The sequence below is a fragment of the Mycobacterium sp. GA-1841 genome (assembly GCF_001954135.1).
Taxonomy (GTDB): Bacteria; Actinomycetota; Actinomycetes; order Mycobacteriales; family Mycobacteriaceae; genus Mycobacterium.
The window spans coordinates 1-19,108 of the sequence record NZ_MBEQ01000031.1 but is presented as its reverse complement, the minus strand read 5'-3'; the positions used below and the strand labels follow the sequence as shown (position 1 = coordinate 19,108).

At 66.8% G+C, this 19,108-nt stretch carries 15 protein-coding genes; 2 read left to right on the top strand and 13 right to left on the bottom strand.

Translation table 11 applies throughout. The annotated features are described in order from the left end of the window. On the bottom strand, positions 1–663 hold a 663-nt coding region (locus A5740_RS09180), incomplete at its 3' end, for an iron ABC transporter permease (RefSeq protein ID WP_076193353.1). Between the two features lie 19 nt (positions 664–682). Further along, complete coding sequence (locus A5740_RS09175; RefSeq protein WP_254849126.1) at positions 683–1,558, bottom strand: ABC transporter substrate-binding protein; 876 nt, start codon at positions 1,556–1,558, stop codon at positions 683–685. Between the two features lie 92 nt (positions 1,559–1,650). Here A5740_RS09175 and A5740_RS09170 point away from each other — a divergent pair, with 92 nt between their 5' ends. Beyond that, the gene (locus tag A5740_RS09170; RefSeq protein ID WP_076193350.1) at positions 1,651–2,034 is read left to right on the top strand and encodes a hypothetical protein; all 384 of its coding nucleotides are present in this window, start codon (positions 1,651–1,653) and stop codon (positions 2,032–2,034) included. Positions 2,035–2,150: 116 nt separating this feature from the next. Here the strand turns inward: A5740_RS09170 and A5740_RS09165 are convergent, their stop codons facing one another. From A5740_RS09165 to A5740_RS09115, 11 genes are all read right to left on the bottom strand, one after another. After that, positions 2,151–3,227, bottom strand: coding sequence for a hypothetical protein (locus tag A5740_RS09165; protein ID WP_076193348.1), 1,077 nt, complete (start codon positions 3,225–3,227; stop codon positions 2,151–2,153). Beyond that, positions 3,227–4,282, bottom strand: coding sequence for a VWA domain-containing protein (locus tag A5740_RS09160; RefSeq protein ID WP_076193347.1), 1,056 nt, complete (start codon positions 4,280–4,282; stop codon positions 3,227–3,229). The genes A5740_RS09165 and A5740_RS09160 overlap by 1 nt, the downstream gene beginning before the upstream one ends. Further along, a complete protein-coding gene (locus A5740_RS09155; protein ID WP_076193345.1) occupies positions 4,279–5,361 on the bottom strand; it encodes a hypothetical protein in 1,083 nt (360 codons plus the stop codon). The genes A5740_RS09160 and A5740_RS09155 overlap by 4 nt, the downstream gene beginning before the upstream one ends. Continuing rightward, positions 5,352–5,825: a hypothetical protein gene (locus A5740_RS09150; protein WP_076193344.1), complete on the bottom strand. Its 474-nt coding sequence runs from the start codon at positions 5,823–5,825 to the stop codon at positions 5,352–5,354. Before A5740_RS09150 ends, A5740_RS09155 begins: the two co-directional genes overlap by 10 nt. Beyond that, positions 5,815–6,714: a DUF58 domain-containing protein gene (locus A5740_RS09145; protein ID WP_076193342.1), complete on the bottom strand. Its 900-nt coding sequence runs from the start codon at positions 6,712–6,714 to the stop codon at positions 5,815–5,817. Before A5740_RS09145 ends, A5740_RS09150 begins: the two co-directional genes overlap by 11 nt. Before the next feature lie 5 nt (positions 6,715–6,719). Then, entirely contained in the window at positions 6,720–7,721 is a 1,002-nt protein-coding gene (locus tag A5740_RS09140; protein ID WP_076193356.1) for a MoxR family ATPase, read from the bottom strand. After that, positions 7,718–9,013 (bottom strand): DUF4878 domain-containing protein, encoded by a 1,296-nt coding sequence (locus A5740_RS09135; RefSeq protein ID WP_076193341.1) that lies wholly within the window; start codon positions 9,011–9,013, stop codon positions 7,718–7,720. Before A5740_RS09135 ends, A5740_RS09140 begins: the two co-directional genes overlap by 4 nt. A 230-nt stretch (positions 9,014–9,243) precedes the next feature. Further along, positions 9,244–10,869 (bottom strand): chaperonin GroEL, encoded by a 1,626-nt coding sequence (groL, locus tag A5740_RS09130; RefSeq protein ID WP_076193339.1) that lies wholly within the window; start codon positions 10,867–10,869, stop codon positions 9,244–9,246. A gap of 329 nt (positions 10,870–11,198) precedes the next feature. Then, complete coding sequence (locus A5740_RS09125) at positions 11,199–11,990, bottom strand: polysaccharide deacetylase family protein (RefSeq protein ID WP_076193338.1); 792 nt, start codon at positions 11,988–11,990, stop codon at positions 11,199–11,201. 66 nt (positions 11,991–12,056) lie between these two features. Then, positions 12,057–12,617, bottom strand: a complete 561-nt coding sequence (locus tag A5740_RS09120) for a hypothetical protein (RefSeq protein ID WP_139335027.1) — start codon at positions 12,615–12,617, stop codon at positions 12,057–12,059. A 64-nt stretch (positions 12,618–12,681) separates the two neighbouring features. Next, positions 12,682–13,518 carry an LLM class F420-dependent oxidoreductase gene (locus tag A5740_RS09115; RefSeq protein ID WP_076193334.1) on the bottom strand — a complete coding sequence of 279 codons (837 nt, stop codon included), beginning with the start codon at positions 13,516–13,518 and terminating at the stop codon, positions 12,682–12,684. A gap of 736 nt (positions 13,519–14,254) precedes the next feature. Between A5740_RS09115 and A5740_RS29345 the strand changes: the two genes are divergently transcribed. Then, on the top strand, positions 14,255–18,994 hold the full coding sequence (locus tag A5740_RS29345) for a hypothetical protein (protein WP_175616203.1): 4,740 nt from the start codon (positions 14,255–14,257) through the stop codon (positions 18,992–18,994). Positions 18,995–19,108 lie beyond the last annotated feature (114 nt).

Here is a 19,108-nt window from a genome sequence, read left to right as displayed (position 1 = left end):
GTCCCCCACCGCCATCACGTCGAGAATCCGGGCGAACAGCATGATCACCACGATCGTCGCCACCACATACGGCAGGGCGACACCCACTTCGGTCCAGCCATCGGTACTCAGTCGTCCGAGTAGCCAGCGATACACCTGACGCATCGAGTCGTCGTAACGCTGTTGCAGGAAGGTCTGCCCCGCATTGGCGAACGCCGCCACTGCCACACCCGCCAGGATGATCACCACTTCCGTACGCCCACCGCCCACGCCGCGGCCCAGGAGGTACGTCGCGGTGACCGCCAGGATGCCGCCGGCGAACGCCGCGATCGGAACCGCGAAAGTACTTGCCGCCAAGCCGGATACGATCACCGCGGTCGCGCCGAGACCGGCGCCGCTTGAGACGCCGAGCAGATACGGATCGGCCAGCGGGTTGCGGAAGACGCCCTGATACGCGGCGCCGGCAATGGCCAGGGTGCCCCCGACCAGGGCGCCGAGCACCACCCGCGGTAACCGGATCTGCCAGAGCACGGCCTGCTGGGACGCCGTCAGCCCGTGATCGACGTCGACGCCCGGTAGGCCGTCGGCCAGTGCGAGCAGCACGCCGCGCGCCGGCAGCCCAGCCGGACCGACAAATGTCGCGAGCAACGCGGCGCCGAGCACGCCGAGCCCGGCCGCGGCCATCACCCAGGCGCGGCGACGGTCACCGATGGGCCGGGACAGGATGCACCTCGGAGATGACGGCGGCGATTTTCTGCACCATGTCGACGATGCGCGGGCCCCACCGGCTGGCCACATCCGCATCCAGTTCGTAGATGTGGCCGTTCCGAACCGCCGACACATCGGCCCACCCGGCCCGGTCCGCAACGGACGTCCGGCTGGCACCGCAGCACTGCACGTCGGCCAGGAAGATCAGATCGGGGTCCGCCGTGACAACGAACTCCTCTGACAGCTCGGGATAGGCATCGTCCCCGGTGCCATCGGCGATGTTGGTCAAACCGAACAGGCTGTAAAGCTGACCGGTGAAGGACGCCCCGGTGACACTGAACAACATCGGGTCCAGCTCGTGGTAGTAGCTCAGATGCGTTCTCGGCGCGCTGTCGAGGGCCGCACTGATCTGCCGGCGCATCTGTGCAACCGTTTCGGCGGCATCGGCGCCGTGACCGGTCGCCGCACCGATCTGTTCGATCTGGGCGTAGGCGTTGTCGAGCGTGGCGGGCGCGGGCAGCGACAACAACTCGATGCCGGCCGCCTTCAGGCCCGAGACGAGGTAACCGGGGGCATCGGCCGTGACGACGAGGTCCGGTTGATATCGCACGATGGCCTCGACGTTGGGTTCGTAACCGGACAGATCGGTCTGCATCGGCACGTCGTCCGGATGATTCGACTGCTTGTCGACGGCGATCACCTGGGGGCCGGCACCGATCGCCCACAGCGTCTCGGTCGCCGAGGGACTGAGCGAGACGATGCGCTGTGGTGCGCTGTGTTCGCTGGTTGCGACCGGCCCCGGCACGGACCCGCAACCGACAACGAGAAGCAACGTCGACGACGCCGCCAGCCAGCAGCGCGCGCGTCTCACCAGAACCAACCTTTCGTCCGAGGCGGTTGTCCGGCTCAGCCTAGTCTGACGGGTCGGGCACCCCGCGAGCTCAACCGGCCTATCCTCACGTCATGAGCGTGAAAGTGGACCTCAACCAGCTGGCCGACAAGCTGGCGGACTACACGTTCGCCTACCTCGTCACGGTCGACGACGACTACCACGCACACACGGTGGCAGTGGAGCCGCACCTCGTCGACGGCGTTATTCACGTCGGCCCGGTCGGCAGGCACACCCGCAAGAACCTCGCCCAGCACAAAGACGTCACCTTGGTTTGTCCGCCGGTTGTGCCCGGCGGGTATTCGCTGATCGTCGACGGTCGCGGTGAGTCCGGAGACACCGAAGACCAGATCCAGCGCATCGTGCCCAGCCGCGCGGTGCTGCACCGGCGGGCCGCCCGGCCCGGCCCGCCGAGCAGTCAGTGCGAGAGCGACTGCATCGTCTTGTCGGAGAACTGACCGTCGGCTTGTGCCTCGGCGGCGGTGATGCCGACATACGCCCGACGCCGAGTGGCCAGTTGTGTCACGCATCCGGTATCCCCACGTGCGATAACTGGCCACTGGAGCGGCGGTGATCACTCCCGGTCGGTACCGCTGGCGTTGGAATCTTCCAGCAATCGTTTGAGAACGTCACCCGGGTCACCCTGTCCGGGATTCAACTGGTGGGTGGCGACCCCATTCGATTCGGTGGCGATGCGGTCCGCACCGACGGTGTCACGAGTGGACTGATCTTGCGCTCCCCCCGAGCCCTGACCGTTCTGGCCGGCACCGCCCTGATCGCTCCCCGGTTGGCCGGGCTGGTTCTGGCCGGGCTGGTTCTGGCCGGGCTGGTTCTGGCCGGGTTGATTCCGGCCGGGCTGGTTCTGGCCGGGTTGGTTCTGGCCACCTTGACCCTGATCGGGTTGACCCTGGCCACCACCGCCTTGACCACCCTGACCACCTTGGTCACCGCCCTGGCCGCCTTGGCCACCGCCGCCACCACCTTGGCCGCCCTGGCCCTGATCGCCTTGGCCCTGGCCGCCGCCACCGCCACCGCCACCGCCTTCAGACGGCGGCGGGTCCTTCAACTTGTCCTCGAGTCGTTGTTCGGTTTCGTTGAGGTGTGTGCGGCGCTCTTCATCGGGCTCGGTCGTGGTGTCGAAGCAGCCGGCGGGCGCCTCCTGCGTCACCTTCAGCGCCTCGGTCCAGAACGGCTTGGCCTCGTCCCGGTGCTGGTCGGCATTCTTCAGATCGCCCAGGGCCTCCAGCACCACCTCGAGGTTGATCCGGACCGGGCAGGAGTCCTCGGGGCTGACCAGCGACAGCGATTTCTTGAACTCCGACTCGGCGTCGGCCAGTTTGCCTTCCAGCACGTAGCGATCACCGTCGGCGAAATAGGGCTTGTACGAGTCGATCACGTTGAGCGACTTGAGCTTACGCACGTCGTCGGCCAGGCCGTAGGAGTCGTAGCTGAGGTAATGAGTTCTGGCCGAGTGGCCGTAGATCACCATCGTCACCAGTTTGACACCGATCGCCACCAAGACCACGGCGGGCAGAATCGAGAACACGATCAGCCGACGCCGCAACACTTTGCGGCTCGGTCCCTGTGAGAAGAAGGCGCGGACCCATCTGATCGCCGACTGGAATGCCGACGCACTGCGCTCTTTCAGCATCACGCACCCCGCTGGCTGGTCATGCGGGAGACCCGGTACTCGCGTGCCATCGCGAACAGCTCATAGAACATCAGCAGCATCGCGATCGCCGTGAAAACCCAGTAGAACTCGGTGCGGTCCCCCGGCAATGACACTTCCTGTTGTACCGCGGTCGACGAATTCTCGTCGAGCGGAGGGATGAGCATGGACGTCGAGGCACCGAGCTCACGGTGGAAGTACGGCACGTGCAGTTGGTCGGCGACGGACTTCAACGACGCTTCGTCGAGCACCGAAAGAAACTGCGGGCCGGCACCGGCCGGGTCGGGGAAGTAGGTTTTCTCCCCGTTCTCGGCCAGCCGGCTGGCCACCGGACCGCCGGCGGGCGTGCCGTATCCGACCCCCGCCCCGCCGGCCACCAGGTCGGTCGGCACGTCGAACGTCGTCGCTTCCCGCTTCGAAACTCCGGCTCCCTCTCCGAGATAGAACACCAGATTGTTCGACCCGGGATACTGCTGGGCGGCGAGTTCCAGCTGCTGTCTGAGTTGTTCGTCCGCGGCGCCGACGTCGACCTGGAAAACCGAGTCGAAATCCGATTCGTAGGCCGAGTAGTCCTTGAGCAGCGCCCGCAGACTCCAGATGTCGTCGGACAGCGGCCAGTCGATTCTGGATTTGGTGGCGAACGACGTTATCGAGAAGCGTCCGGCCGGGTACTGGTCGACGATCGACTGCATGTCGGCGCGCACTCCGGCCATCCGAAACTGATTGTTGCCGAAGTCTTCTGCGCGGGAGTTGAGCGATCGGTCCACGACGAAGAACACGTTCACGTTGCCGTTGGCGGCCTCCGCCGCGGCGGCCTGGCTCATCGCCTGGCGATCTCCCTCGATCCCCGGCCGCACCGCCGCCGCGAACAGGCACACGATCACCAGAGTCAGCAGGCTCCACCGGACGACGACCTTGCGTTGGCTACCTTTCCCGACGACCACGAGTACCCGATACAGGGTGTACATCCGCAGGATCAGGGTCAGCCCGGCCAGCACCAGGAAGATCCACCAGGGCAGGATCGGCTCGAAGGTCACCGGCGCACCCCCGCGAGGCTGATCGAGAAGACGATCACGATCACCAATCCGATGGTCAGCACCAGATTGGGGCGGTCGCGCAACTGCTCCACCATGATCGTCCCGTCCGAACGGGTCAGCGCGGGCGGATGTGAGCGGATGTCATCGAGGTGGCTGCGCAGGGCCTTGTCCAGATTGTCCAAATTGTCCTGATTGTCTTGCGCCGCCCCGGCCTTGGCTCCCCCGGCAGCCGCCGCGACATAGCTGATGAAACGTCCACCGGTGGCGTCGGCAAGATCGCTGAGCCCACCACTCGCGTCGAGAGTCGTTCTGGTCAGTACGTTTACCTGGATTCCCGACGATCGCGCCAGCTCGGCGAGCGCGTCGTCGGAATAGATCGGCGCCTCCGACGCACCGGCGGGGCCCATGTAGATCACCGATCGCCGGGCATCCGACGGCTTCCCGGCCCCAGGAAACCCCTTGAGGCACATCGCAAGCGCATCGTTGACGGTCAGCTGGTAGTCCGAGTAGCTGGCCATCGTGCCGAATTCATGCTGCGCACGTTGCAGGACAGCGGCGTCCTCCGGCGTCGGGTTCTGGTTGGACTTCAGCCGCTCCAGGCTCGCGTACCGACCGAGCTCGTCCGACAGGAAGGGGTAGTCGCGGGTCAACGGGATCACCCGGTTGGTGAGGGAGGTCAGGCCGAGTCGTTGCGTGCCGAAATCGGCAGCCTGGTCGGCAAAGTAGGACAGCATCACCGATGCGTCATGGGAGGCCGGGTCGTCCTGCAGACACAGCATCACGTCCTCGGGATGTGCGCGGTTGATCTCAGCGGCGGTGGCCTGTGTGCTGACGGGCCGGGCCGTCGCCACGATGGCGCACAGCAGCACGGCGACCGTGGTGGCCGCGATGGCCGCCAACAGGATTCGATAGCGTCGGTACGCTCGGGCGTACTCGGGCAGTTCGGTCAGACGACCAACCCAGGCCAGTGGGCGCAACCGGCGCGGTTGCTGGCGCGTCGGCCACAGGAACGCGACCAGCGCGATGGCGACGAGCGCCACCAGGCCGGCTATGACAACCCACCCCCACCTCAGCTCCATGACAGGATCGTGCTCCGCACCTGAGCTGCCGTGGCAGCGACGTCTGGACTGTCTTCGAGGTCGAATTGTCTTGAGTACAGGGCCGATACCGCAGGTGCCGCCGCCGCGGCAGGGCTGTCGGCCACCTCACCCAGGGCCATGTACTGCGCGGCGACCCCGGTCCGCAGGTACACGAAGTTGCGCAGGATCCGGCTCATCGCGGTGTAGGCCTGCCGCGACGTCAACTCTCCGGCGTGGTGCCGCTCGCTGACCCGGCTGATCGCCGCGCCGAACTTGCGTCGCAGCACCCGTGCGCTGATGTCGCGGATCACCGGGATGGTGCGCAGTCGCTCCACCGGAAGCGTCCACACCCATACGCCGACGAACCATCCGATGACCCCGAGGCCCAGCAGCACACCCAACACCAGCCATCCCACCGAGTACGGCAGCGGTGCCACGATCCATTTCAGATGGTCATTTGCCACGGCTGGCCTTCTTCAGCATCAGGGTGACGGCCCCGAACAACTCCCCGCTAGCCGACACCCGGGCGCACGGAATTCCCGAGCTGTTGACGTAGTCGGCGAACGCGGCCTCGCGCTGCGCCTCGGCCCGGCGGTACGCCTCCAGCACCCGGTGGCCCAGGATCTCCTCGCGCAGCAGGGTTCTGCCACTGTCGACGTCATAACCCTCACCGCCGAACGCCGGTACGCCGATCAGCGGTGCATCGCGCACGGTGATCCAGTACACGTCGTGCCGGGCCGCCACCTTACGGAACTGTTCGTCCAATTCCGCCGAGACATCGGGTTCATCGGAGATCACGAAGACGATGTGCCGACGACGGAAATGCTGCTGGACGTACTGCAATTGGGTGCAGAGGTCACTGCGGTCGCTGTCGGCCACGTGATGACGGTTGACCCGTTCCAGGATGTGTTCCAGATGCGCCTCACCGCGCCGGTTGGGCATGTGAGCCGATCCGGTGGCGTCCCCGTACACCAGGCCCATCTCGTCGCCCTTGCTGATCGCGATCAGTCCCACCAGGCCGACGGCATTGAGCATCACGCGCTGTTTGACCTCACCGCCGGCGGCCAGCGCGAGCATGTTCCGGCCGAGATCGGTGACCATCAGGACGCGCTGTTGACGGTAGGAGACGAACAGCTTCACCAGCACGTCGGTCGAGCGCGCCGACGCCTTCCAGTCGATGTCGCGGACGTCGTCACCGGGGATGTACGGGCGAAGATCGTCGAATTCCAGGCTGCGCCCGTGGAACATCGATCGATGCTCCCCCTCGAGAAGGCCGCGGGACACCCCGTTCGGACCCGACAGCCGGTTACCGGCGAGGGTCTGGGCCTTCACCTCCTGCAGTAGCACTCCCATAGCGACTACGGGGTACGCACTGCCTGAATGATGTTGTCTATCAAGACTTCCGGAGTGACGTTCTGGGCAACTGCCTCGAACCCCAGGATCAGCCGGTGCCGCAGGATCCGGTGCGCGAGTGCCTTGATGTCGTCGGGCAGCACATGATTGCGCCCCGACAGCAGGGCCAGTGCCCGCGCAGCCTTGGTGAAGGCGATGGTCGCGCGGGGGCTGGCACCGTATTCGATGAGCCGAGCCAGGTTCGCCGGAAGATATTGCTGCGGTGTACGTGTCACCGCGACGATGTGCGTGATGTAGTTGACGATCGCGGGGTCGAGGTAGACGCGTCGAACCACGTCGCGGATGTAGAGGATGTCCTCCAGCGAGGCCACTGCCGCGGTCCGGCGGTTCGCGTACACCCCGGCGTCGATCCGGAAGATCATCTCCGACTCCTCCTGAGGCGTCGGATACGTCAGGATCTCCTTGAACATGAACCGGTCCATCTGCGCTTCCGGCAGCGGATAGGTGCCTTCCTGATCGACCGGGTTCTGGGTGGCCAGCACGAGGAACGGCTCGGGGATCTTGTAGATCTCGCCGGCGATGCTGGTCTGTCGTTCCTCCATCGCCTCCAACATGGCGCTCTGGGTCTTGGCGCTGGACCGGTTGATCTCGTCCAGCAGCACGATGTTGGCGTGCACCGGGCCCAACTGGGTGTGGAAGGCGCCTCGCGACGCATCGAAGATCTGAGTGCCGATGATGTCGCTGGGAAGTAGGTCAGGGGTGCACTGGATGCGCCGGAACTTGGCTTGGACCGCATCGGCGACCGCGCGTGCGGCCGTCGTCTTGGCCAGTCCCGGAACGCTTTCCAGCAACACGTGGCCGCCGGTGAGCAAACCGATCAGCAGGCTCTGCTGCAACCCGGTCTGGCCGACCACTTTGGCCGAGAAGGCATTCGACAGGGCGCCCACCACGGCGCGTGCCCGGTCGAGCTCATCGCGGGTGGGCTGGGGTGTCATGGTGACGCTCATCTGCCCATCCATTTCACGATCAGCGGGTCCTGGGTCATGTCGATCTGTCCCATCAACGGGACGAGCGGGGTGCCCTGCATGGGCGTGCCGTCGGTGCTGTTGGCGGTGAGCTTCCACTCCGAGGTCCCCAACACCCGCAGCGTCATGTCATACGACATGAAGGAGTACTGGAGGCCGTCGAGGTTGGGCGCTTCCCAGTGCGCGGTGCCGTCGGCCAACATGGGGTTGGGGACGCTCTGCGGGCATCCAGGCGGCGACAGCGACGTGGATTTCGCGCATTCGGCGACCGCGTCGGCCACAGCCTTCTTGGCCGCTGCCGTTCCGGCCTCGCTCAGCTGCACCTGGACACCCGACGGCATCGCCACGCCCTGGGTGACCAGGCTGTCCAGCAGCACCGGCCGCAGCGCCGTGACCGAGATGTACTTGTTCGACGAGCCCAGGTCCAGCCAACCGGGCAGCACGTAGACCGTGGATCCGTTCGAAATCGCTTTGCCGAACAGCGTTATCGGCGGAGCCGGCAGCGGCTGACCGGTCGCCGGGTTGGTGGTCAGGGTCGACGCGGCGAGATTGAGCTTGGCGGTTGCCGCGGACAGTTTCCAGCCGCCGTCCTGCTTCTTCACCAGCAGGGTCTGATCGGAGGTCTGGTCACCGAAGTTCGCCACCACGTGCACCTGCGCCATGTCGCCCGTTTCGTTGGCGCTGAGCACCCGGACGTTGGTGATGGGCCATTTCGCGATCTGCTGCTTCAGGATGTCGTCGGTGAGGAATTCCTTCGACGCCGGCTGATCGGATCCGTATGCCAAGGCGGCGTTGGCATCTCCCTTCGACAGCGCGTCCAGGTAACCCTTGACCGCGTCGGTGGGCGAGCTGGCGCCGTGGGCACTGATATCGCCGGCGCCACCGCCCGAGAACGACACGACGGCCACCACGATGCCGACCACCAGGAGCACCGCGGCGGTGGCGCCTGCCGTGATGAGCAAGGCCTTCTTGTTGCGGCGCGGTGCTGGTGCCGGGGTGAACCCGGGCGCAAGATTGTGAAAGTCGCGCTGCAACGGCCCCTGCCAGCCGCCCTGGGGTCCCGGCGGCGGTCCCGACGGTCCGCTGTGGGTGGGCGCACCGTGACCGGTCGGCGTGGGGTTGGGTGCAGCCGGCTGCACACCTCCGCCCCACTGCGGGGACGGAGGTGGAGGCGGGAACTGAGGCGGAGGCGCCTGACGGAAGCCGGAATTCGGCGGGTTAGATCCGTCGACGGGGTTGGGTCCTCCGAACGGCGAATGCGGCGGCTGCGTCACGCAGCAAACCCGCTCATGCGAAACGACAACAATCTGATCTCCCCCCGAAAAGACGCCACGACAGCTATCGCTGGCCGCACCGTATCACGGAGACATCACGCCATACGCCGCGGGTTACCGCACCACATACGGGGCGCGGCAGAGCAAACGAGCGGCGCGCCGAGGAGCTTGGCAACGAAAAGGCCCGGCCTGCCGAAGCAGACCGGGCCTTCCCGTAAACAAAGCAGGACTTAGAAGTCCATACCGCCCATGCCACCGGTCGGGTCGCCCGCAGGTGCGGCGGCCTTCTCCGGCTTGTCGGCGACGACGGCCTCGGTGGTGAGGAACAGCGCCGCGATGGACGCCGCGTTCTGCAGCGCCGAGCGGGTGACCTTCACCGGGTCGGCAACGCCGGCCTTGAGCAGGTCCTCGTACTCACCGGTGGCGGCGTTCAGGCCGGTACCGGCGGGCGAGTTGGTGACCTTCTCGGCGACGACGCCGGGCTCCAGGCCACCGTTGAAGGCGATCTGCTTCAGCGGAGCCGACAGCGCGACGCGCACGATGTTGGCGCCGGTGGCCTCATCACCGGTGAGCGAGAGCTCCTCCAGCGACGGGGCGGCCTGCAGCAGGGCCACGCCGCCACCGGCGACGATGCCCTCTTCGACCGCAGCCTTGGCGTTGCGCACGGCATCTTCGATGCGGTGCTTGCGCTCCTTGAGCTCCACCTCGGTGGCAGCGCCGGCCTTGATCACCGCAACACCGCCGGCCAGCTTGGCCAGGCGCTCCTGCAGCTTCTCGCGGTCGTAGTCGGAGTCGCTGTTCTCGATCTCGGCGCGGATCTGGGCGACACGGCCCTGGATCGCGTCGGCATCGCCGGCACCCTCGATGACGGTGGTCTCGTCCTTGGTGACGACGACCTTGCGGGCCTGGCCCAGCAGCGCGACATCGGCGGTCTCCAGCGAGAGGCCGACCTCTTCGCTGATGACCTGGCCACCGGTGAGGATGGCGATGTCCTGCAGCATGGCCTTGCGGCGGTCACCGAAGCCCGGAGCCTTGACGGCCACAGACTTGAAGGTGCCACGGATCTTGTTGACCACCAGGGTCGACAGGGCTTCGCCCTCGACGTCCTCGGCGATGATCAGCAGCGGCTTGCCGGACTGGATGACCTTCTCCAGCAGCGGCAGCAGGTCCTTGACGGTCGAGACCTTCGAGCTGACCAGCAGGATGTAGGGATCCTCCAGGACGGCTTCCTGACGCTCGGCGTCGGTCACGAAGTAACCCGAGATGTAGCCCTTGTCGAAGCGCATGCCCTCGGTGAGCTCCAGCTGCAGCCCGAAGGTGTTGCTCTCCTCGACGGTGATGACACCCTCGTTGCCGACCTTGTCCATGGCCTCGGCGATCAGGTCGCCGATGGACTGGTCACCGGCGGAGATACCGGCGGTCGCAGCGATCTGCTCCTTGGTCTCCACCTCCTTGGCGGACTTGAGCAGGGTCTCGGTGACCTTCTCGACAGCCTTCTCGATGCCACGCTTCAGGCCGAGCGGGTTGGCGCCGGCAGCGACGTTGCGCAGACCTTCGCGAACCAGGGCCTGGGCCAGAACGGTGGCGGTGGTGGTGCCGTCGCCTGCGACGTCGTCGGTCTTCTTGGCGACCTCTTTGACGAGCTCAGCGCCGATCTTCTCGTACGGGTCCTCCAGCTCGATCTCCTTGGCGATGGACACACCATCGTTGGTGATCGTGGGGGCGCCCCACTTCTTCTCCAGGACGACGTTGCGACCCTTGGGGCCCAGCGTCACCTTTACCGCGTCGGCGAGGCTGTTCAGGCCCCGCTCGAGGCCGCGACGGGCCTCTTCGTCATACGCAATTGTCTTAGCCATTGCGAAGTGATTCCTCCGGATTGGGGATGCACGTCTTTTCGGTCGGGCGCAGTGCCCGCGACGGACGACCAAGGTGTGCTCCCGCAGGTGCGGCCCCGGTCTCACCGTCCCGACCTAGCACTCACTGATCGAGAGTGCCAACTGCATTCTTAGCACTCGACCAGTGCGAGTGCAAGGTTTCGACAAGCCCCTAATCGACTTCCGGGCTACGCCTGCGGCGAACGTCGCCGGTGGGCGGGCTCCCTCCTCGCCGATTTCTACCTAGGGGCTGTTCCCGGCACGGTCTGGCAACCCCTGGGTGGAAAACGGCGGCGGCCTATCGATGGCGCTCAAAGACCCCGCCCCGTCGGCGTCACGAACTGCCACCCCGCGGCCTGCATGGCGGGAATCGCCTCGGCGAAACCGGCATGCGTGCCAGAGGCGGGATGGTTCATGTGGGCCAGCACGATCGATCCCGGCGCAGCGTTCATGACGTTGGCGCGCACGGCGGCCGCGGACGCCGTGGCACCGTCGTCCGCATTGACGCTGAACCCGAGCGGCTGTTCGCCGAGTTCGTGCACGATCTCGACGCCCACGTCGTCGTAATGTGCGGTGCCGGGCCGAAACCACGTCGGCGCCCTGCCGGTCAACGCCGTCAACCGCAGGTGATTACGCCACACCTCGTCGACCGCCTCGTCGGCCGAGCGGGTCCCGGCGATGCCGTAGGCCGAGCGCCCCGTGACCGACAAGGGGACATGCCGGGTCCCGTGGTTGCCGATCTCGAACAACGGATTGCCCGCCAATTGCCTTGCCCGGTCTGGATTCCGGTCGATCCATCTCGCGTTGAGCATGAGCACCGCCGGCACCCCGTTGCGTTGCAGGGTGTCCAGCAATGTGTCATCGCTGGCACCGTCACACGCGTCGAAGGTGAGCGCGATCTGTCGACCGGCGGCGGCGAAGGAGGTCGTGATGCCAGGAAGCGCCATCCCCCACTGTGTCGGGGTGCGTCGTTTGTTGAGCACCGCGACGGTCGCGGGGTCGCTGTCCACCGGCGCGGCCAACGCCCGCGGCATGGTGGCGGCCACAAAGGCTGTGGCTGCTGTGGCTGCGGTGGCGGCCAGAAAACTCCGCCTGGTCATCATCTGCCGGACGGTAAGAGCGAATCTTGATCACAGCCCGACGATCAGCTGTGGGTTGGCTGGAGCCGGTCAATGTCCTTGCGACAGCACGAACAGTTCGGTACGCGCACCGTTACGCACCAGCAACACGGTCTCGCAGTCCGGCGGTGTGCCCCGGTAGTTGTCTGCCAGCACATCGGCACCGTCGAGTGTCCTCGTACCGATCGCGAGTTCCGTGCCGGCGGCGCAGTGGAAGTCCGGATCTGGAGCGAAGTCTTGTGCGACGATCTCGTCGTCACAGGTAACGCTGCGCAATGCCGGAAAATCCGGGTTCGCCTGAGCAAGAGCACGTTTCGCAGATTCAAAGTTGTCGTCGGCCGAATATCGCCCGCGATAGAAATCCGCTCCGACGAACATCCGATCGACAGTCATCTCCTCGAAGGCGAAGCCGTCGGGGATCCCGACGTGACGCAGCTCCATCGCCGTTGCGGCCGCGGCGGCATCGAGATCATGGCGTCCAAGGTCGTCGTCGTCGCCGAAGCCGAATATCGCGACGACGACCACTGATGCCACGATCAACAGACCCACGCCCGACACCAGGACGGCGACTGAGATCAATGCCACCATCCACCAGTTGGTCCGCCTCCTCATCCACCGAGATTAAGTGCCGCGGGCGGACCACGACGCACCAGTTTCGAGTTGACCGCGCCGCAACTCAGCTTGCCGACTGATACGTCTGCACCTGCGCGGCGTAGTCGTCGAGCAGGCGCAGGGACTCGTCCTTGCCCACCGACGGCAGGAATAGACCGAGCTGGCCGAAGCCCAGATCCTCCGCAGCGCGCCAGTAGTCGGCTTTGATCGGCGTTCCGAACATCGCCAAAGGGACGTCATGGCCGGCGCCGTCTCGCATCTGGGTGATACGAGTGGCCAACTCATTACGCGGGAGCGGATTCGAAATCCAGCCTGCGCCATGGCGAATCACGCGTTTGACCGTTGCGTTCGAGTTGCCGCCAATGTAGATCGGCGGGTGCGGCTGCTGGACCGGCTTGGGCCGGCAATAGGACGAATCGAAGTTGACGTATGTGCCGTGATACTCGGCCGGCTCGTTGGTCCACAGCTCTTTGACGGCCTCGATGCTCTCGTCGAGCCGGGCACCGCGGGTTTTCGGATCGGTGCCGTGGTCGCGCATCTCCTCGAGATTCCAGCCGGCGCCGACGCCGAACACAAACCGCCCGCCGGAGATGAGGTCGATGCTCGCGGCCTCCTTGGCGGCGTGGATCGGATCGCGCTGGATCAACAGGGCGACCCCGGTGAACAGCTCGATGGTCGAGGTCACGGCGGCTGCCGCGGCGAGGGTGACGAAGGGATCGAGCATGTTGTAGTACCACGCCGGCAGTTCGCCACCTTCGGGGTATGGGGATTCCCGACTCACCGGGATGTGACTGTGCTCGGCCACGATGAGCGAAGCGAAACGGCGTTCTTCGATCGCACGTGCCAGGGAGACGGCGTCGATGCTGTCGTCATCGACGAACGTGGATATCCCGAACTTCATTTTTTCGACGCTACTCGCGCCCGTAGCCCATCGAGTACCACTATTGCTGCTGCCGACCGGGTAGATCGCTGGGTGCGGCCCTGGCATCGCTCTGATTGCGTGACGCAAGGCTTGCCTTCGCTCAGCCGATCGGCCGCCGGACCCCGCGGGCATTCCTGGCCAATTCCAGACCATGCGCGCTTCGATTCATCCGCCCGACGCTGCCGAGCCCGACCGCCGCCAAGACGCAGGTCGCACAATGCCGTTCGGACGGTCATGGTCGACCCGTCGTCGGATTCGGCAACGATTTGTACCGAGCAACGCGATTATGGCAAATCTCTGACACTCGGTTGATCTGCGTTTTTTCCACGCTTCGGCACTTTGCGGCCATCGGTGGTGCGCGCTAATTTCTTGCCCACGCAACTACCTCGAAAACCGGCTGAGAAAAAGCTGAGATTTTCGCTTGACGAGCCGTAGGTTTCTCGCGGGAGCCGGGGAATCGTCCTCAGGGTAGGGATCTCGCTACTACAGCAATAGTCGTGCTCGACCGGAGACCAACCGCGCCTCGACATTGCCGTCGGCGTCAGCGCCTACAGCCGAAGAGCAGGGAGAATCCGTGGGGAAGCACAGCGTCGCGCAGGGTCGTGGACGGCGAAATTCAGCAGGTCCGATCGCTACCGCTGGTCTGGCAAGCGTGGCGTTGGCGGGCGCCGGCGTCATGCTGCTCTTGGGACCGGACTCACCGACGATGCGGTCGGTGACAGCGGATGTGAAGCTCGTCAATACCGAAGGTCCGTCCAACGACGGCAACTCCGACGCCCGGAAGACCTCCGACTCGGGCGGGACCACCAAAGCCAAGGACAAAGCGAAGAATCCCGCGCGTGTCAGCACCGGGAGCAACCGCGACGCCGGTACGGAATCCACCGAGGACAAGCCCAGGGCCGACAAACACAAACTCCCCAGCGTCAAACAGGTGCGGGAACACCTGCGCGAGCGTGCCGCCGAGGCCAGAAAAACCTTGCATGACGCCACCGACAAGTTGAATGACGTCGCCGAGAGCGCCGGACTCAACCGCGGCGACGCCACCGGAGATCACGTCACCGACGCGAAAGAAACCCCGATCACCCGGCGGGGCAAGAAGTCCACGACCTTCTCGGAGTCCGCGGCAGTCGAATCACTCAACGCCGCATTGAAACAGCGGTCAGAGCGCAAGCCCGTCAATCCGTCGCCGAACCGGCTGATCCCCGGCCAGCGCCTCAGCGACGTGACCGGTCACATCACCGACGCACTGGCGAAGGTCGTCGACGACGCACATCCGGACACCACCACGCCCACCGGCTTGCTCGGCGGCCTGTCGGGAGACTCCGCGCCGGTCGGCCAACGTGCGAAAGCGTTCGTCGCCTCGGCGCCCGAACCGGCCACGACGAAGCAGGTCCCCCCGATCAGCGGACTGCTGTCCGCGGTCACCCTGGGCACCATCCTGGCCCCCAACGCGCCGACGCAGCCTGCCGATACCCCAGCCGTCTGGGCGGTACTGGCCTGGGTACGACGTCAGTCCGCGTACACGTTGGAGAACACCAATCAGCTGGCACCCAACGTTCAACCGTCTGCCCTCAGCGGCCAATCGCGGATCCTGAGTTCATCGTCACCGGCGGTATCCACGCTCGCCGCTCCGGCATCACTCGACGCGGCAGACATCGTCAACTGGCTGGTGTATCAGCCGTTGCACAATGCGGGACAACAATTTTGGGTTGTCAGCCCGATCGGCTCCAGCATCGGCAGTGCGATCAATCGGGTATCCGGGCAGTACCTGATCGGCAACGGCGCCGACGGCACCGCCGACAACCCCGACGGCGGCGACGGCGGTCTCTGGTTCGGTGACGGCGGCGACGGCTACGACGGTGCCGCCACCGGTGTGGCCGGTGGTAACGGGGGTGACGCCGGCTGGTTTGGCGATGGTGGCGAAGGCGGGGACGGCTGGGCCGGACTCGACGGCGGGGACGGCGGCCGGGGCGGTTCGTTCATGGGCTTCGGCGGCGGGGGCGGTGATGGCGGCGCGGCAGGTAACGGTCAGACCGCCGGCAGCGGTGGTGACGGCGGTGACGCGCCCGGCTGGTTCTTCGGCATTGCCGGCGACGGCGGCCGCGGCGGTGACGGCATCACCGGGACCACCGGAGCCGACGGTGACTGGAACCTGGACTACGGCAATGGTTATGGCAACGGTCAGACCGGCGGTGTCGGTGGCGGTAACGGTGGAAACGGCGGTGCCGGCGGTGACGCCACCGGATTCCTCTTCGCCAGCGGGGGCAACGGCGGTGACGGTGGTAAGGGTGGGGCCGGTGGAACCGGCGGCGCGGGCGCCCATGGCGACGCGGCCCATCTGAACGGCGGCTCCGGCGGCTCCGGCGGAACCGGCGGTGGTACCGGCGGAATCGGTGGCGCGGCCGGAACCGGCGGCGGATTCTTCGGCTTCCTCGGCAGCGACGGTGTCTCGGGCATCAGTGGCATGTTGGGCAATGGCGGCGACGGCGGCGCCGGCGGCGACGGCTACGAGCTCGTGTCCGGCACCAACATCACCGGCAGTGCGACCGGCGGAAAAGGCGGTGCCGGTGGCACCGGTGCGCAGTCCACCGACGTCGGAGCCGGCCACGGTGGGGGCGGCGGGGGCGGTGGCGGCGGAGCCGTCCTCAGCACCACGAATGGCGGAACAGTCGACGGCACGGCGATCGGCGGCGACGGCGGGGTCGGTGGCGATGGCTCGTTGACCTCCGTCGGCGGCACCGGCGGAACGGGCGGCACCGCCACGGTCTCGGCCGACGGCGCCAACAGCACCGCCGGCGGCACCGCCCGAGGCGGCAAGGGCGGCAATTCAATCCGAAACGGCAAGGGCGGCAATGGTGGTGAGGCTCTGATCAAAGCCACCAACGGCGGCAAGGTCAGCGCAGCAGACTCCACTGGCGGCGACGGAGGGACTGGGGCCGACGGTGGCATCGGTGGTGACGGCGCTCAAGGCGCGATCTCAGCGCTACGGACGGGGAGCACGGCCTCGGGGACGGCCATCGGAGGCAGCGGCGGGAAGGCCGAGGGAACCGGCAGCACCGGTGGCGATGGGGGAGCCGGGTACATCCAGACCGGGCTCTACAACGGCCTGGGCGACAACAGCAACGCCAGCGGCTACACCCGCGGCGGCGACGGCGGCGAGGGGAACACCGGAGGCCACGGTGGCGACGGCGGTTTCGCCTCGGTGATCGCCGCCGGCACCGGCTCCACGGCGAAAGGCAACGCGAAGGGCGGTGACGGCGGAGAGGGTACGCAGGGCGGAACCGGCGGCGGTTACGTGTATCCCAACGCCAACATGCGGGCGCAGATCACCGCGCAGGGCAACAACTCGCTCGCAAGCGGAACTGTCATCGCCGGCGACGGCGGCCGGGGCACCGGCACCAATGTCACCGGAGGCGCCGGAGGGCAAGCCGTCATCGGTTCGGGACAAAGCTCAGGTGTTGCCGGCGTCAACAGTAAAGCCGACGGCACTGCGACCGGGGGTGGTGGCGGGACAGGCGAGAACGGTGTCAACGGCGGCGCTGGAGGCGGCGCCAGCCTCATGGCCCGGGGCAACGGCGACACCATCAGCAATGGCATTGTGCACGGAGGCGAGGGCGCCACCGGTGTCCAGGCCGTTGGTGGAGCAGCCGAAATCAACGTCACTGGCGGTTCGTCAAGCGTCGTCGACTCTGACGTGACCGGCGGCGACGCTGGAACGGGCCAGGGCGGCGGAAAAGCGTCGGTGGCGGCCAGCGGTGGCGGCAAAATCTCGAACGGCTCTGCGGTTGGTGGCAACGGTTCGGACACCGCCACTGGCGGCGCGGCCACCATCACCGCTACCGGAGCCACCAGCTCCGTGACCGACGCCGATGCGCGGGGCGGCAACGCCGGGCTCGGCGACGCCAACGGTGGCACCGGAGGAAACGGCGGCGCGGCCACCATCACCGCCAGCGGGGGCGGCAAGATCACCGCGGCGACCGCCAAAGGCACCGATGGTGGCAAGGGCACCAACGGCGGCAAGGGCGGCGCCGGCGGTGGGGGCTATATAGAGGCCCTGAGCGCGGGCAGCACCGCCACCGGAATCGCCACCGGCGGTGCCGCCGGCACCGGTGACGGCGCGGACAGCATCGGCGGCAACGGCGGCGACGGCTGGATCAGAGCCAATGCTGTCGGGGCCGATGCGAGCGGCGTAGGCACCGGCGGTGCCGGTGGCAACGGCACCAACGGCGGAAAGGGCGGCGCCGGCGCGCAGGGTGGAGTGTTTGCTCAGCGGGTCAACAGCACGGCCACCGGCACGGGTATCGGCGGTGACGGCGGCAGCGCGGACGGACCGGGCAGCACCGGCGGCAATGGTGCCGGCGGCTGGATCCAGACCGGTTACTCCCCCTCTCCAAACATCGGCACCAACAGCACTGCCAGCGGCTATGCCCGCGGCGGCGCGGGCGGCGGTGGCGAAACCGGCGGCCATGGCGGCGCCGGTGGCATGTCAGTAGTGCTCGCAGTTGCCGACAACTCAACGGCCAGAGGCACCACGTACGGAGGCGCCGGCGGTGAGGGCTCCAATGGCGGCACCGGCGGCATCGGGCATACCGGGCAGGTAGTGACTCTGGGCGCCGGATCTGAGGCAACCGGGACTGCCACCGGCGGTAACGGCGGCAGCGGCGACGGAGCCACCGTCACCGGCGGCAAGGGCAGCCCGGGCGTGGTCAGTGCCGGAGGTGTCAACAGTGTTGCCGACGGCACCGCTACAGGCGGAGACGGCGGGGCCGGCCAGAACGGCATCAACGGCGGGAACGCCGGCCAGGGCGTGATTTCAGCAAAGGGCGAGGGTGATTCGATCACCGGAAGCACTGCGGTAGGAGGCAACGGTGCCACGGGCCGGCAGGGAAACAATGGTCAGATCGTCACCAATGGCAATGGCGGCACGGTCACCAACAGCACTGTGACGGCGGGGACCGGCACCGACGACTTCGTCGGCGGCGGTGCCACCATCACCATCGCCAATACCGGAGGCTCGGTTCGTGATACGCGCGTAACTGGCGGCAACGCTGGGGCCGGGGGTAACGGGGGCTCTGCGAGCGTCACCGTCAACAGCGGAGCTATCGTCAGCGGCGGCACCACAGCCCAAGGCGGGCAGGGTAGCAACAGTGCCAACGGCGGCGGCGCGACGATCACTGCCACCGGTACCGGCAGCAACGTCGTCGACAGCGACGCCATCGGCGGCGACGCAGGCACCGGGATCAACGGTGGCAAGGGTGGCGCCGGTGGTGCGGGCACCCTCACGGCCAGCAACGGCAACGGCATCAACAGCAGCTCGGCCACCGCGGGTGCCGGAGGAACCGGCACGGGAACGAACATCACCGGCGGGAACGGCGGCGCAGGCGTAATTACGTCGGCCTCGACGCCGGTGAACAACTTGGCGGTTGTCGGCACGGCGGGGCAGAACAAGCCCTGACCATCACCGTGACAGGTAGGTCCCCGCACACAACGGCGTGCGGGGACCTATCGCATCTAGTGCGAGATCACACCACCCGCAGACCCTCGGCGACCTTGCTCGGATCGCTCCAGA